The sequence below is a fragment of the Pseudoclavibacter sp. AY1H1 genome (genome assembly GCF_002931055.1).
Lineage (GTDB): Bacteria > Actinomycetota > Actinomycetes > Actinomycetales > Microbacteriaceae > Pseudoclavibacter.
Map to the genome: position 1 here is coordinate 776,368 of NZ_PSXX01000001.1, position 14,515 is coordinate 790,882.

Consider the following 14,515-nt stretch of genomic DNA (forward strand, 5'->3'; position numbering starts at 1 on the left):
CGGTTACTCCGCGGCCTTCCAGGCTGCCGAGAAGTCGAGCCTGCTGGACGCCTCGAACTGCACTCCCTGGACGCCGGGCGCCTGGACGAGGTTCGTGGAGAGCTGGATGACGGGGACGGCGTAGCCCTCCTCGAGCAGCTGGGTGACAGCCGCGTCGACCTCGGTCTGGCGCGCATCCGCATCGACGATGGCGGCCTGCGAGTTGAGCACCTCGTCGATCGGGCCGACCTCGCGGTAGTTGTACTTGTTGCCGCCCTCAGCCGAGAAGAACACGCGGAGCGCGTCCGGGTCGGCGCGGGTGATGTTCGCCCAGGTGAACGGCTGCGTGCCGTCGTTGATCGCGGTCACGTCGGCGATGGGGGCCTCGCGGAGCTGGAGGTCGATGCCGACGGCGGCGAGCTGGACCTGCACCTGCTCGAGGACGTTGGTGGTCGGCTGCCAGTAGGCGAGCTCGAAGCTCAGCTTCTGGCCGTCCTTCTCGCGGATGCCGTCCGCGCCTTCGACCCAGCCGGCTTCGTCGAGCAGCTTCGCGGCGTCCTCGACGTTGTACTCGAGGATGTCGCTCTGGTCGCTGTAGTAGGGCGTCGACGTGGCGAGCACGCTCGTGGCCGGGCTGTCCTCTGGCGTCAGGAGGGCGAGAAGCTCCTCGCGGTTGATGCTCTTCTGCACGGCGAGGCGCACGTTCTTGTCGGAGAGGATCGGGTGCGAGGCATTCGGGATGAGGTTGTAGACGACACCGGGGTTGGCACGGTTCTGCACGTTCGCGCCGGCGCCCTTGAGTGCGTCGAGGTCGACGAAGGAGACGTCGGTCGAGACGTCGAGCTGGCCGGACTGGAGCGACCCGGTGAGCGTCGATGCCTCCGGGATGACGGAGTACGTGATCGTGTCGAGGTAGGGACGCTCGGTGTTGCCGGTCGTCGAGGCACCCCACGTGTAGTCCTCGCGGGCGGCGAGGACCGTCTCGGCGTTGGGGGTGTAGCTCTCGACGGAGAAGGGCCCCGAGCCGATGAAGTCGCCGGCGCAGCGCGCTTCCTGGCTGAGCTTCGTGCTCTCGGTGGAGACGAGCCCGAGCGTGAAGGTGGAGGTCGCCTGCAGGAACTGCGCCGACGGCTCGGCGAAGGTGTAGGTGACCGTCTGCGGGTCCACGACGGTGACCGACTCGAGGCCGGCGAGGTACAGATTGCCGAGCGCCGACTTCGCGCCGAGCGCCTGGACACCCTCCGCGTTGGCCTTGACGGCTTCGGCGTCGATGGGCGTGCCGTCGGCGAAGGTCGGCCCCTCGGCGAGCGTGAAGGTGAACTCCCTCGCGTCGTCCGAGATCTCCCAGGATTCGGCGAGCCACGGAAGCACCTCGCCGGTCTCGACGTCCTGCGTCGTGAGCGACGCGACGGTCTGGCGGGCGATGTTGACGTTGTTGTTGTTGCCGACCTGGGCCGGGTCGATGCATCCGATGTCGCTGAGGATGCCGACGCGCAGGTTGCCGCCCTGAACAGGCTCTGCGTCGGCCGCCGCAACCGCTCCAGACTGCGACGCGCACGAGGCGAGCGCCATCATCCCGACCGCGGCGAGGGCGGCGGCGGAAAGCGGTCTGGTCGAGCGGGTCATCTGGACTCCTTCTCAGCGGAACGCACCCCGATTGCGGGATCCGTCCCAGGTACGGGGATGTCCAGAGACTAGGAAGACGGCCGCCCACTCAGGTGGACGGCCGAAATCTCAGGTACCAGGAGGACACGCAGGGTCACATTGCGCGGAGGAACCCGGCGAGGTCTTCCAGCTCCTGCGGCGAGATGCCGTGCGCGAGGCCCGGGTAGGTGTGCTCGCTGGCCGTCGCGTGACCGGACAGCCACGCGGTGGTCCGATCGAAGGTGGCGTCGCTGATGATCTGGTCCCGGTCCCCGCGCCCGAAGAACACGGGTGGACGGATGCTGGTGAGCTCCTCGTCGCCCGGCTGCTCGCCCTGCAGGGAGAAGCCGGAGAGGACGACCCCGCGCTCGAAGCGCTGCGGCTCCCGGCGCAGCAGCTGGGTCACCATGAGCCCGCCCTGAGAGAAGCCGATCGGGATGACGTTCGCGGCCGGTGCCGTGTTCTGGTCGATCCAGGCGAGCACGGCGTCCGTGGCCGCTGCGGCCTTGGCCGGGTCGGGCAGACCCGGGCGGTCGATGGGCACCCAGGCGTAGGAGCCGACCTCGGCGGGCGTCTCCTCGCGGAGGACGAGGGGCGCGCGCAGGGAGGCCCAGTCGAAGCCGTCGCCGAGGGAGGGCAGGAGGCTCGTGAGGTCGTCCTCGTGCGATCCGTAGCCGTGCATGAGCAGGAGGATCGGCCGCTTGCTCGAGGCGTCGATCGACGAGAGCGCCGTGCTGATCGCGAGCCCGCTCATGCCGCGACCGCCTGCGCACGCGTGCGGAGCACGACCTCGGAGCGCCAGGGATCCAGCACGGTGATGGTCGCGCCGTCGTCGGCGAACTGGAGGCCGGCGCCGCGGAGCCGGTCGGCGACCGCGTCGAGCTCGGTCCGTTCTGGAACCTCGATCGTGAGCTGGCCGAGGCCCAGGGTCGCTGCTCGGGGTCCGGCGCCTGCACTGTTCCATACGTTGAGGGCGATGTGGTGGTGGTAGCCGCCCGCGCTCACGAAGAGCGCTCCTGGATAGGTGGTCGTCGTCTCGAAGCCGAGGGTGTCGACGTAGAAGCTCTTCGCCGTGTCGACGTCGCCGACCTGCAGGTGCACATGGCCGACGTCCGCTGCGGCCTTCTGGGGCGCATCCGCGGTGTCTTCGACGAGGTTGGCTCGCAGATAGGCGTTGGGATCGAGGAACTCGGTGGACATGGCGATGCGCCCGGCGGCGTCGAGCCACGTGTCACGCGGACGGTCGGTGTAGAGCTCGATGCCGTTGCCCTCTGGGTCGGTGAAGTAGAAGGCCTCGCTGACGTGGTGGTCGGAGGAGCCGACGAACTGGGAGCGCGGGTGCTGGGCCGCCCGGTAGACGGTCGCGGCGAGGTCGCTCGGCGTGTCGAACAGGAGCGCGGTATGGAAGAGCCCGGCGGCACGGCGCGGAGCGACCGGGAGGCCGGGGGTGTGCCGGAGGCGCACGAGCGGGGCGGCTCCTCGACCGAGCGTGATCTCGCCGTCGGTCTCAGCGATCGGCTCGAGGGCGAGCGCCGTGCGGTAGTACTCGGATTGCGCGGCGAGGTCGCCGACGTGGAGTGAGACGAGGCCCATTCCGGTGCCTGCGTCGAGCTTGTCGCCATCTGAAGTCGTCATGGCACGAACCGTAGCACTCAAGAACTTGCATCTACAAGTAAAAGGCGCGAGGATGAGGGCATGACCGAACCCAGATGGCTCTCCGCGGACGAGCAGCACTCGTGGCTGCACTTCATCGGGGTCGTCGAGCTGCTCCCGGGTGCGCTCGACACGCAGCTCGGCAACGACGCCGGCATCACGCACTACGAGTATCTCGTGATGGCGGTGCTCTCGGAGTCGCCGGGCCGGAGCCTCCGGATGACCGACCTCGCGACGCGCACCAATGCCACGCTCCCGCGCCTCTCCCGTGTCGTCCTCGGCCTGGAGCAGCGCGGCCACGTCGAGCGCACGAGCCACCCGGGCGACCGCAGGGCGAAGATCGCGAAGCTCAGCGACAGCGGCATGCTGTTCCTCGAGGAGACCGCACCCGGCCACGTCGGCAAGGTGCGGGAGCTCATCGTGGATGCGCTCACCCCAGAGGAATTCAGCACGCTCGGCAGGATCTCCCAGAAGCTGCTCGACCGGATCGACCCCGAGGACCGGTTCGGCGTCCACCGGACCGCGACGGAGCCATCGGGCTCGGACTCCGAGCCGATCGCCCGATTGGGCATCGGGGCTCCCGCGACCCGTGCGCTCGCCGGCGATGGGCAGACCCTGCTCGGCGACGTCGCCGGTGCGAGCCGCGAGCACCTGCTCTCCCTGCACGGCGTCGGCCCCCGCGCCGTCGGCATCCTCGAGGGCGCCCTCGAGGCGCGCGGTCTCGCGCCGCTGCAGCGCTGACGGTCCAGGCAGGGAGGCAGGCGCAGACCCCCGAACCACCAGCGCTGCTCTCGTGCCGCACATCGGCGAGCGACGGGCTGCCTCTCGCTCAGGCTGCGGCGAGGTGCGCCTCACGCTCGATGCTCCGCGCGACCGGCCGCTCGCAGAGATGGTGCGCGTAGGCGGGGATCGTCAGGAACGTCGGGAACTCGTCGTCCAACGAGACCCGTCGCAGGATCTGCGCGGCGGCCTCGAAGCGGTCGCCCTCGAAGCGATGCGCGTCGCCGAGGGCGCCGTCGAGCAGCGACTCGACCAGCTCACGCGTCACCACCGTGCCGGAGTCGGTCACCGTCTGCTGGGCGATCCACTGCCACAGCTGGGAGCGTGAGATCTCGGCCGTCGCCGCATCCTCCATGAGGTCGTCGATCGCGACGGCACCCACCCCGCGCAGCCAGCTCTCGATGTAACGCAGCGCGACGGAGACGTTGGCGCGCACCCCCTCGTCGGTGACGTGCTTCTCCAGCGAGCGCACGTCGAGGAGCTGCGCCGCCGTGACGTCGACCTCGGAGCGGTCTCGTCCGAGCTGGTTGGGCGCCCCGCCGAGCACGGCGTCGAATTCTGCACGCGCGACGTCGATGAGTCCCGGATGCGCGACCCAGGACCCGTCGAATCCGTCTGCAGCCTCCCTCGCCTTGTCGGCGCGCACCTTCTCGAGGGCAAGCGCCGTGACCTCGGGCTCACGGGAGTTCGGGATGAAGGCGCTCATGCCGCCGATCGCGTGGGCGCCCCGAGCGTGGCAGGTCCGCACGAGCAGCTCCGTGTATGCGCGCATGAACGGGACCGTCATCGTGATCCGGTCGCGGTTGGGGAAAACGTACTGGGGTCCGCGCGAGCGGTAGTGCTTGATGAAGCTGAAGATGTAGTCCCATCGTCCCGCGTTGAGGCCCGCGCAGTGCTCGCGCAGCTCGTAGAGGATCTCGTCCATCTCGAAGGCCGCGGGGAGCGTCTCGATGAGCACGGTCGCCCGGATCGTGCCGTGCTCGATGCCGATGGCCCGTTCCGAGAAGGTGAAGACGTCGTCCCAGAGGCGCGCCTCGAGGTGGTTCTCGAGCTTGGGCAGGTAGAAGTAGGGACCGCGCCCGCGCGCCAGCAGCTCCGTGGCGTTGTGGAAGAAGTAGAGCCCGAAGTCCACGAGCGAACCGGATGCGGGCCGCTGCTGGCCAGAGCGGTCGGTGTAGCTCAGGTGCTTCTCGACGAGGTGCCAGCCGCGAGGCCTGACGATGATGGTCGGCGTCTTGTCGGCGGTGACCGAGTACTCCTTTCCTTCGGGACTCGTGTACTCGATGCGCTCCCTGACCGCATCCAGGAGCGAGACCTGCCCGCCGACGATGTTCTGCCAGGTCGGGCTCGTCGCGTCCTCGAGGTCGGCCAGCCAGGCGTTCGCTCCGGAGTTGAGCGCGTTGATGGTCATCTTGCGATCGGTGGGGCCGGTGATCTCGATGCGGCGGTCCTCGAGGCCGGGGCCGGCGCCGGCGACTCGCCAGTTCGGGTCCTCCCGCACGGCGGCGGTCTCGCTCAGGAAGCGGAAGTCGCGGCCGTTCTCGACGGCCTTCCGGCCGTCCATCCTGGCGAGGAGGCGTTCGTGGCGCCTGCCCGCGAACTGGTCGTGGAGCCGCAGGACGAACTCGAGGGCTTCGCGGGTGAGGATCTCGTCGAAGCGATCGCCGATCGGCCCCGTCACCTTCAGGCGCGGTTCTGGTGTGCTGTTCATGGTCATGGCTGCTTTCTGCGTCGATGGGTCAGGGGGGGGTCGTCGGGGTCAGGGAAGTGGAGGGAGAGCGTGACGTCGCGCGGTTCAGTGGAACTGCTCGGACTCGGTGGAGCCGACGAGCGCGAGTGTGGAGCTGGCGGGATTGAGGCTCGAGGACAGGCGGTCGAAGTAGCCGGTGCCGACCTCGCGCTGGTGCTTCGTCGCGGTGTAGCCGTCGGCCTCGCTCGCGAACTCGGCTTCCTGGAGGTCGACGTAGGCGCTCATGTGGCGGGCGCTGTAGTCGCGGGCGAGCGTGTACATGGAGTGGTTGAGCGCGTGGAATCCGGCGAGGGTGATGAACTGGAAGGTGTAGCCCATGGCAGCGAGCTCGCGCTGGAACGCGGCGATCTGCCCGTCGTCGAGGTGGCGCTTCCAGTTGAAGGACGGCGAGCAGTTGTAAGCGAGCTTCTTGTCGGGGAACTCGGCGTGGATGCTCTCGGCGAAGGTTCGGGCCAGCTCGAGGTCGGGTTCGCCGCTCTCGACCCAGAGGAGGTCCGCGTACGGGGCGTACGCGTGCCCGCGGGCGAGCACGGTCTCGATGCCTGGCTTCGTCTCGTAGAACCCTTCGGCGGTCCGGTCGCCCGTCAGGAACGGTCGGTCGCGCTCGTCGACGTCGCTCGTGATGAGGTTCGCGGCGAGGGAGTCGGTGCGGGCGATGATAACGCTGGGCACGCCGGCGACGTCGGCGGCGAGGCGGGCCGCGTTGAGGGTGCGGATGTGCTGCTGGGTCGGCACGAGGACCTTGCCGCCCATGTGACCGCACTTCTTCTCGCTCGCGAGCTGGTCTTCCCAGTGCACGCCCGCGGCTCCTGCCTGGATCATGGAGGCCATGAGCTCGTAGGCGTTGAGCGGGCCGCCGAAGCCGGCTTCGGCATCGGCGACGATGGGCGCGAGCCAGTCGCGGCTCGGCGCCCCGTCCTCGGCGGTCTCGATCTGGTCGGCACGGAGGAGGGCATTGTTGATGCGGCGGACCACGGCCGGTACGGAGTTCGCCGGGTAGAGGCTCTGGTCCGGGTAGGTCTGGCCGGAGAGGTTCGCGTCGGCGGCGACCTGCCACCCGGAGAGGTAGATGGCCTTGAGGCCGGCGCGCACCTGCTGCACGGCCTGGTTGCCGGTGAGCGCCCCGAGGGCGGCGACCCAGCTGCCGTCGTCGTCGTTCACGAGGTCCCAGAGGCGCTCCGCTCCTCGGCGTGCGAGCGTCTGCTCCTCGACGACGCTCCCCCGCAGCGCGACGACGTCCTCGGCGGAGAAGTCGCGTGTGATGCCGCTCCAGCGGGCTTCCGTCTTCCAGGCCGTCTCGATGCTCGCGGCCTTCGCCTGCGCCGACTCGGTTCCATGAGGCGTCGTCTGGTCCATGATGAGCTCCTTTGCTCGAAGAACTGGTGTTGTGTCGATCCTGCGCCGCCCTGGACGCTCGAGACGAAAAGTCCCACTAGAAATCTGCCCGTTCTTCTAGCGCGCAGAAGGCTGCGTGTGGCACGGTTGCGCACATGGACATCGACGTTCTGACGCTCGGCCGACGCATCCGCTCGATACGGCAGGAGCGGGGCCTCACCCTCGAGGCGCTCGGCACCGCCATCAAGCGCGCACCCTCGCAGATCTCCGCCATCGAGACCGGGAAGCGCGAGGTTCGGCTGACCGAGCTGCAGGCCTTCGCGCGCCTCTTCGGGGTGAGCGTCGACGAGCTGCTCTCCGACGCCCCGCTCTCGAAGCGCGCGTCCCTCGAAGTCGAGCTCGAACGCGCGCAGGCGGGCCGGATCGCCCTCGCGCTCGGCCTCGATCCGCTTCCCATCCGCCGCTCGCTGAGCGACGAGGCCATCGAGACGATCCTCGCGCTCTACCGGGAGCTCGCCAGAATCGACTCAGAGCGGGCCGCGACCCCCGAGGAGGCTCGACGAGCCAACACCGAACTGCGGCGCGCCATGCGCGAGCGGGACAACTACTACGCGGAACTCGAAGAGCAGGCCGCTGCGCTGCTCACGAGCGTCGGGCACGAGGATGGGCCGCTCTCGCAGCGCACCGCGGCCGACATCGCGGCTCACCTCGGGCTGACGCTGCACTACGTGCGCGACCTGCCCGTCTCGACCCGTTCGGTCGTCGATCGGAGACACGGTCGCATCTACGTGCCCCTGGCCCAGTCGGCGGATGCCGACCCACGATCGATCATCCTGCAGACCATCTCGAGCTACGTGCTCGGCCACGAGGCACCGCGCGACTACGCGGAGTTCCTCCTGCAGCGGGTCGAGACGAACTACTTCACCGGGGCGCTCCTGATCCCGGAGCTGGGCGCCGCGAAGCTCATGGGTGCGGCCCAGCAGCGTCGGGCGCTGTCGGTCGAGGACCTCCGCGACGCGTACGGGGTGAGCTACGAGACCGCAGCCCACCGGTTCACGAACCTCAGCACCCATCACCTCGGCATCCCGGTCCACTTCCTGAAGGTCAGCGAGTCCGGGGTCATCTCGAAGGCCTACGAGAACGACAGCGTCAGCTTCCCCACCGACGCGCTCGGCGCCGTGGAAGGCCAGTTCGTGTGCAGGCAGTGGAGCGCGCGACGCGTGTTCGACGTCGAGGACCGCTTCAGCCCCTACCACCAGTACACGGACAAGCCGGTCGGCACCTACTGGTGCACCTCGCGCATCCAGACCACGCCTCGGGGCACCTTCTCGGTCAGCGTCGGCACGGCCTTCGAGCACGCGAAATGGTTCGCGGGGCGCGAGACGACGCGCAGGCACACCTCCACCTGCCCGAACGGCGACTGCTGTCGTCGCCCCTCTGAGCAGCTGTCGGCGAGGTGGGCGGGCGCGTCGTTCCCGAACGCCCGCCTCCACACCTCACTGCATGCGGCGATGCCGACCGGGGCGTTCCCCGGCGTCGACGAGGTGGAGGTGTACGAGTTCCTGGATCGTCACGCCCCGGCGGCACCCCCGGAGGCACCGCCCGCGCCGAGCAGCTGACCGCTGGGCGCATCGGCCGATGGCGGCTCCGCCGGCAGTCCGAGCGTCTCGCGGAGGGTGGCCCCAGGCGTGTACTCCTCGCGGTACACGCCGCGCTCCTGCAGCTCTGGGATGACGCCGTCGACGAAGCGGTCGAGCCCGTTGGGGATCAGCGAGGGCACGATGACGAACCCGTCGGAGGCGCCGCCCTGGACGTAGCGGGAGATCTCGTCGGCGATGTGCGACGCGGTCCCGACGAAGGTGTGCCGCGTGTTGAGCTTCACCATCAGCTCGCGCACGGTGAGCGAGTCCCGCTCCGCGATCTCCCTGAACTTGGAGATCTGGGCGCGCTGCTTGGAGAGGTCGTTCGCCTGACCGGCGCGGATGCGCTCGTCGCCAGGCTCGAGGTCGGGCAGCGGGCCGTCCGGGTCGACGCCAGACAGGTCCCTTCCCCACACCTGCTCGAGCATCGCGATCGCCGTCTGCGGGCTGACCTGGGCGAGGGCCTCCTCGCGGGACCGCTCGCGGGCATCCGCCTCAGAATCGCCGATCACGAATGTCGCGGCCGGCATGATCAGGAGGGAGTCGCGTGAGCGGCCAGCTGCGGGCAGGCGGCCCTTGACGTCGTCGTAGAACCGCTTGCCGTCTTCGAAGGCGGCGTGCAGGGAGAAGATGATCTCGGCGTTCGCCGATGCGAAGTCTCGCCCAGCCGGGGAGTCGCCGGCCTGCACGATGACCGGGTAGCGCTGGGGACTGCGTGGCACGTTCGGGATCGTCTCGACGTCGAAGTGCTTGCCGACGTGGTTGATGCGGCTGACCCCGCCGGGGCGCAGGTACTCGCCACGGCCGGGGTTGGCGGCGATCGCGTCGGCCTCCCACGCGTCCCAGAGACGCTTCGAGAGCCGCACGAACTCCTCGGCCCGCTCGTAGCGCTCCGAGTACTCCAGGAACCCGCCACGTCGGAAGTTCTGGCCGTGGAAGGCGTCGCTCGACGTGACGACGTTCCAGCCGGCTCGTCCTTCCGAGAGGTGGTCAAGGGTCGCGAGCTGCCTCGCGAGATCTGCCGGCTCGTTGAAGGTCGAGGAGAGCGTGCCGACGAGTCCGATGTGCTCGGTGAGGCTGGCGAGTGCGGCGAGGATCACGAGCGTGTTGGGGCGCCCGACGACGTCGAGCTCGTGGATGCGCCCCTTGTGCTCGCGAAGCCGAAGCCCCTCGGCGAGGAACAGGTAGTCGAACCTGCCGCGCTCGGCGGTCTCCGCGAAGGCCCGGAAGGAGGCGAGGTCGATCTGGCTTCCTGCATCCGGGTCGGTCCAGATGGTCGTGTTGTTGACCCCGGGGAAGTGCGCCGCGAGGTGGACCTGCTTGAGGGGCGTGCCGCTCATGCGCGCTGTGCCTTTCCATCGTTGACGAGGGCGCCGCGGCCGCGAGCCGCTTGGCGGTCTGCATGGGCTGCGGCGAAGCGGTTCGCGGGGCGCGGTTCGAGCCCGAGCGTCTTGCGCAGGCTCGGTGACTTCTCGCGGGGGTTCGGGGGCGAGACGATGCCTCGAGCCTCGAGCATGGGGCGCACCCTGTCGACGAACTCGGCGACGTCGCCGTGGGTCAGGGGGCGGACGCGCACGCCGTCGAGGCCGGCGTCCGCGTACTTGGCGATGAGCTCGGCGGTCGTCACGTTGGACCTGACCACGACTCTGGTGTCGCTGCGGTATCCGGAGTCTGCGCGGACGCGCTCGTCGAGCGCTCGGAAGTGCTCCTCGGTCGACCCGTCCTCGTCGCCGAGGAAGATCTCCAGGTCGGCGACGACGCGGAGGGGCTCGCCCGTGCGGCCAACGCGCTGCTCTGCCTCCCGGATCGCGGCGAGGAGCTCGGCGACCGTGGCTCGGCCGGGCGTGACGAACACGACGTCGGCCTGCCGCGCCGCGAACTCGAACGCGTCCTGCGTCTGCGCGAGCGCGAAGACCGGCGGCTGCCCCTGCGGCGAGCGCGGCACGATCGAGGGCCCCTTCACGCTGAAGTGCTCGCCCTCGAAGTCCGCGTAGTGCAGGCGGTCCGCGTCGATGAATCGGCCCGTCGGCTCGTCGCGGATGACGGCGTCGTCCTCCCAGCTGTCCCAGAGCCGCCGGATGACCTCGACCGAGTCCGCCCCTTCGGCGAAGATCGCGTCGAGGCCGAGTGAGCTCTTGCGTCCGAAGCTCGCCGCCTCCGCGGCACTCGCGCTGAGCTTGGCCCGGAGGCCCGCGCGGCCGAGCGACACGAAGTCGAGGGTCTGGATGCTCGTGGCAGCGTGGAACGGCTCCGCGTGCGTGAGGCCGATGGTGGGGACGAGCCCGATCCGCTTGGTGTGCGGGGCGAGGGCGGCCGCGAGCAGGGTCGCGTCGAGCGACACCTCGGCGAGATCGCGAGATGCCTCCCAGTCCGGGGCGCTCCCCTCGATCTGGTAGGCGTCCTCGAAGGTGACGTAGTCGATGCCGGCGCGCTCGGCGTGCTGGACGAGATCGCGCCAGTAGCCGAGCTCCGTGAGCCGAGTCCCGTCACCGCGTGGCAGCACCGTCCACGCGGCTGGGTGCCAGCCTGCGCCCTGGAGCGCGAGCCCGACCGTGAATCGTCCGGGGCTTGGTCGTCTCGACATGATGCCTCTCTCACGGGATCCGGTGTCCGAGCACCGCGGAGCGCAGCAGCCGCGGTGTTCTGGGTTGCCCGATCGTAGTTCCGCGCGTCACAGCCGGGAGTCCGGGTGCGTCACCCGCCGAAATGGAGTGCAACATTGCGACGCGCGCGAGCGACCGGGATCACGGCCGTGGCCGATTAGTCTGCTGTTCCATGGAGCTCGAACTCGCAGTCTTCGGTGTGGCGGCGGTCCTCATCATCGTCGCCGTGGCCGCCATCGCGCCCAAGCTGGGGGTCGCGGCGCCCATCCTGCTGGTGCTCGTCGGCATCGGGGTCGGCTATCTGCCCGGGGTCCCTGACTTCGAGTTCCCCCCTGAGCTGATCCTCACGATCGTGCTGCCGCCCATCCTCTACTCGGCCGCCGTGAACGTTCCGCTGGCGGATTTCCGCCGCAACCTGCGTTCCATCACGGGACTGTCGGTGCTGCTCGTCATCATCTCGGCGTTCGGCAGCGGGCTGCTCCTCTACGCGCTCCTCCCCGACCTGAACCTCGCCGCCGCGATCGCGCTCGGGGCCGTCATCAGCCCGCCGGATGCGGTGGCCGCGACGGCGGTCGGCAAGCGGCTCGGCCTTCCTCCGCGCCTCGTGACGGTGCTCGAGGGCGAGGGCCTCGTGAACGATGCGACGGCGCTCGTCATGCTCCGCAGCGCGATCGCGGCGACGGCGGGAGCGCTGTCGTTCTGGGGAGCTGTCGGTGACTTCGTGCTCGCCGTGACCCTGGCCGTCGTCCTCGGCGCCGTGGTCGGCGCGGTCACCGTGTACGTGCGCTCCAAGCTCGACAGCGCCGTGCTGACGACGGCGATCTCGTTCACGGTGCCGTTCCTGGCCTACGTGCCGACGGAGGAGGTCGGTGGCTCCGGTGTGCTCGCGGTCGTGGTCGCGGGACTCATCACGGGGCACGCCAGTGCGAGCCGGTTCAGCCCGCAGGATCGCATCAGCGAGCGCACGAACTGGCGCACGGCGCAGCTCCTGCTGGAGAACGGCGTCTTCCTCCTCATGGGCTTCGAGCTGTCGGCGCTCATCGAGTCCGTGGACGGCGACGAGGACGGCATCGGGCTGCTGCACGCTGTCGGCATCGGCCTGCTCGCGACGATCGCGCTGGTCGTCATCCGGGTGCTGTTCGTCATCCCGCTCGTGCTGATGCTCCGCAGGGAGCAGCGCCGAGCCGAGCTCGTCGCGCCTCGCGTCGAGCAGTTCCTCAAGCGGGTGACCGCCCCCGGACTCGCGAGCACGCGGCCGCGCCTCGTCGACCGGGCCAAGCGCGCGAGCGCCGACATCGCGTTCTATCGTGACGAGGGGCTCGGCTGGCGAGGCGGTGCCGTCCTGGCGTGGTCCGGGATGCGCGGGGTCGTCACGCTCGCGGCGGCGCAGTCGCTGCCCGCGGATTTTCCGTATCGGCCGCAGCTCGTGCTGATCGCCTTCACGGTGGCAATCGTGACGCTCGTCGTGCAGGGCGGCACCCTCCCGCTTCTCATCAGGAAGCTCGGGGTCACCGGCACGGACGCCGACGCGGACGCCCGGGAGCTCGCGAGCCTCGCCGACGAGGTGTTCGACGTCGCGCGCGAGTCGCTCGCGAACCCGGAGCTTCGGCGTGCTGATGGCGGAGCGTACGACGCTGAGCTGCTCGAGCAGGTGCAGGCCGTCGCCTCCCGAATGAGCCGGCTGCTCTCCAAGCCCGTCGACCTCGACGAGGACGCGCAGGACACGCACGTGCAGCGGCGAGAGCTCACGCGCATCCTGCTCGACAACGCCCAGCTGGCGCTGCTCGATGCGAGGTCGTCGGGGAGCTACTCGTCTCGGACCATCGAGCAGGCGCAGCACCGCCTCGATGCCGAGGCTCTCCGCTTCGGCGGCGCCTGACGCGAGTGTGGGAGGCGGGCCAAACGCGAGTTCGCGCGACGCCCGACGCGAGTTCGCGCGGCGCCCGATGCGACTCCCTCACACACGACGGCGGGGTGCGGGCTCGTCCTGAGCCCGCACCCCGCCATGTCGCTCGAGCACCCGTCGGCCGTTGCCGTGAGCGCTGTCGGTGCGGCTACGCCGTGGCGTTCAGTGGATACCGCAGCGTCGCGGCCACCTCGGCGCCGTCGACGAGGTCGCCACGCCGGACGGCCCTGACCTTGGCGCCGTGCTTGAGGGCGCGGGCGGCGATCTCGTCCACGATGGCGTAGGTGTGCGGGCCGGGCGTCTCGGCGCGCGTGAGCTTGCCGTCTTCGTCCAGCTCGCCCTCCAGGGTCGAGTCCATGTCGAAGTAGAGCTCGGCGACGGCGCCCTGCGAGGCCGCCTTGGCGACCTCGTTGATGGAGGTGGTCGCGTGGCCGTTGCTCCGCTTCGTGCCGAACTCCTCCCGCCAGTCGTTGATCTCTCCCCGGTAGTGGTCGTCGAGGATGCCGCGCGCCTTCGCATCGAGCTCCCCAGGCGCGAGCGAACCCGGGTGGGCGCCGATGCGCTGCTCGAGGAGCCCCGGGTACTCGTTCACGGCCCGGTAGGCGGTGTCGAAGTCGCCGGTCGCGGCGAGGATGAGCGGGGCACCCGAGTCTCGGAGGATCGGGATGACCTGCTCCTGCACGATGCGCGCGAAGCGCTCGTGCCCGATCCGGTCGCCCGTAGTTCCCTGCGCGCGCTGCCGGTCGAAGCGGCCGCCGGTGGTCGTGTGCTCGAGCACCGTCGCGAGATCGTCGGGGAGCCCCTCGATGGGCAGCTGGCGCGGCTTCGCGTCGGCGAGCACCTCGAAGAGCGTCACCTCGCCTCGGGAGAGCCCGAGCACGAAGCCGCAGTTCGGGAACGTGGTCGCGCGCAGCAGTGCGCCGACGTCGAAGCGGTCGCCCACCGCGACGTGCTGGCCGAGGCGGTTGGCGAGGCGGAAGGTACGGAAACGGTCACCGGACGCGAGGATGACGAGGGAGCGGGATTGCGCCCGCCAGAACTCGGGATCGGACTCGAGCTGCTTCGCTGGATCGAGGATCTTCGCGATGCGCGTCCGATCCAGGCCGAGGGTCTCGAGCTCCTTCGCCGCCTGGCTCACGGCGGCCCGCAACTCCAGTCGCAGGGCCTCCGACTCGCTCGGGGCGCTCGAGGCCGGGATGGCGATGCTCACGCTGCCCTCGCCCCG

At 69.8% G+C, this 14,515-nt stretch carries 11 protein-coding genes; 3 read left to right on the forward strand and 8 right to left on the reverse strand.

The features are described 5' to 3' along the window. Window positions 1-3: 3 nt before the first annotated feature. The 3 genes from C5E05_RS03690 to C5E05_RS03700 form a co-directional block, all read right to left on the reverse strand. Window positions 4-1,605: an ABC transporter substrate-binding protein gene (locus C5E05_RS03690; RefSeq protein ID WP_104341109.1), complete on the reverse strand. Its 1,602-nt coding sequence runs from the start codon at window positions 1,603-1,605 to the stop codon at window positions 4-6. Between the two features lie 133 nt (window positions 1,606-1,738). After that, on the reverse strand, window positions 1,739-2,377 hold the full coding sequence (locus C5E05_RS03695; protein WP_104241111.1) for an alpha/beta hydrolase: 639 nt from the start codon (window positions 2,375-2,377) through the stop codon (window positions 1,739-1,741). After that, window positions 2,374-3,258 (reverse strand): VOC family protein, encoded by an 885-nt coding sequence (locus C5E05_RS03700; RefSeq protein WP_104241110.1) that lies wholly within the window; start codon window positions 3,256-3,258, stop codon window positions 2,374-2,376. The genes C5E05_RS03695 and C5E05_RS03700 overlap by 4 nt, the downstream gene beginning before the upstream one ends. Window positions 3,259-3,318: 60 nt before the next feature. On the opposite strand from C5E05_RS03700, the gene C5E05_RS19760 reads away from it, so the two are divergent. Further along, a complete protein-coding gene (locus tag C5E05_RS19760) occupies window positions 3,319-4,017 on the forward strand; it encodes a MarR family transcriptional regulator (protein WP_104299082.1) in 699 nt (232 codons plus the stop codon). Between the two features lie 88 nt (window positions 4,018-4,105). Here the strand turns inward: C5E05_RS19760 and aceB are convergent, their stop codons facing one another. Beyond that, window positions 4,106-5,773, reverse strand: coding sequence for a malate synthase A (aceB, locus tag C5E05_RS03710; protein ID WP_104341110.1), 1,668 nt, complete (start codon window positions 5,771-5,773; stop codon window positions 4,106-4,108). A gap of 78 nt (window positions 5,774-5,851) precedes the next feature. Continuing rightward, on the reverse strand, window positions 5,852-7,162 hold the full coding sequence (aceA, locus tag C5E05_RS03715) for an isocitrate lyase (protein ID WP_104341111.1): 1,311 nt from the start codon (window positions 7,160-7,162) through the stop codon (window positions 5,852-5,854). Between the two features lie 134 nt (window positions 7,163-7,296). Here aceA and C5E05_RS03720 point away from each other — a divergent pair, with 134 nt between their 5' ends. Then, window positions 7,297-8,760 carry an XRE family transcriptional regulator gene (locus C5E05_RS03720; protein ID WP_104341112.1) on the forward strand — a complete coding sequence of 488 codons (1,464 nt, stop codon included), beginning with the start codon at window positions 7,297-7,299 and terminating at the stop codon, window positions 8,758-8,760. Here C5E05_RS03720 and C5E05_RS03725 read toward each other — a convergent pair. Both C5E05_RS03725 and C5E05_RS03730 read right to left on the reverse strand, forming a co-directional pair. Further along, window positions 8,712-10,121 (reverse strand): NtaA/DmoA family FMN-dependent monooxygenase, encoded by a 1,410-nt coding sequence (locus tag C5E05_RS03725; RefSeq protein WP_104341113.1) that lies wholly within the window; start codon window positions 10,119-10,121, stop codon window positions 8,712-8,714. The two genes, C5E05_RS03720 and C5E05_RS03725, sit on opposite strands and share 49 nt — an antisense overlap. Further along, complete coding sequence (locus C5E05_RS03730; RefSeq protein ID WP_104241104.1) at window positions 10,118-11,365, reverse strand: LLM class flavin-dependent oxidoreductase; 1,248 nt, start codon at window positions 11,363-11,365, stop codon at window positions 10,118-10,120. Before C5E05_RS03730 ends, C5E05_RS03725 begins: the two co-directional genes overlap by 4 nt. A gap of 191 nt (window positions 11,366-11,556) precedes the next feature. Here C5E05_RS03730 and C5E05_RS03735 point away from each other — a divergent pair, with 191 nt between their 5' ends. Next, on the forward strand, window positions 11,557-13,263 hold the full coding sequence (locus tag C5E05_RS03735) for a sodium:proton antiporter (protein ID WP_104299087.1): 1,707 nt from the start codon (window positions 11,557-11,559) through the stop codon (window positions 13,261-13,263). 175 nt (window positions 13,264-13,438) lie between these two features. On the opposite strand, the gene C5E05_RS03740 is transcribed toward C5E05_RS03735, so the two are convergent. After that, on the reverse strand, window positions 13,439-14,500 hold the full coding sequence (locus C5E05_RS03740) for a hypothetical protein (protein WP_104341114.1): 1,062 nt from the start codon (window positions 14,498-14,500) through the stop codon (window positions 13,439-13,441). Between the last annotated feature and the right edge of the window lie 15 nt (window positions 14,501-14,515).

Bases quoted from the DNA above. Each gene is read 5' to 3' on its own strand.
- C5E05_RS03735 (WP_104299087.1), top strand. From the start codon at position 11,557: ATGGAGCTCGAACTCGCAGTCTTCGGTGTGGCGGCGGTCCTCATCATC.
- C5E05_RS03700 (WP_104241110.1), bottom strand. From the start codon at position 3,258: ATGACGACTTCAGATGGCGACAAGCTCGACGCAGGCACCGGAATGGGC.
- C5E05_RS03720 (WP_104341112.1), top strand. From the start codon at position 7,297: ATGGACATCGACGTTCTGACGCTCGGCCGACGCATCCGCTCGATACGG.
- C5E05_RS19760 (WP_104299082.1), top strand. From the start codon at position 3,319: ATGACCGAACCCAGATGGCTCTCCGCGGACGAGCAGCACTCGTGGCTG.
- C5E05_RS03725 (WP_104341113.1), bottom strand. From the start codon at position 10,121: ATGAGCGGCACGCCCCTCAAGCAGGTCCACCTCGCGGCGCACTTCCCC.
- C5E05_RS03695 (WP_104241111.1), bottom strand. From the start codon at position 2,377: ATGAGCGGGCTCGCGATCAGCACGGCGCTCTCGTCGATCGACGCCTCG.
- aceA (WP_104341111.1), bottom strand. From the start codon at position 7,162: ATGGACCAGACGACGCCTCATGGAACCGAGTCGGCGCAGGCGAAGGCC.
- C5E05_RS03690 (WP_104341109.1), bottom strand. From the start codon at position 1,605: ATGACCCGCTCGACCAGACCGCTTTCCGCCGCCGCCCTCGCCGCGGTC.
- aceB (WP_104341110.1), bottom strand. From the start codon at position 5,773: ATGACCATGAACAGCACACCAGAACCGCGCCTGAAGGTGACGGGGCCG.
- C5E05_RS03730 (WP_104241104.1), bottom strand. From the start codon at position 11,365: ATGTCGAGACGACCAAGCCCCGGACGATTCACGGTCGGGCTCGCGCTC.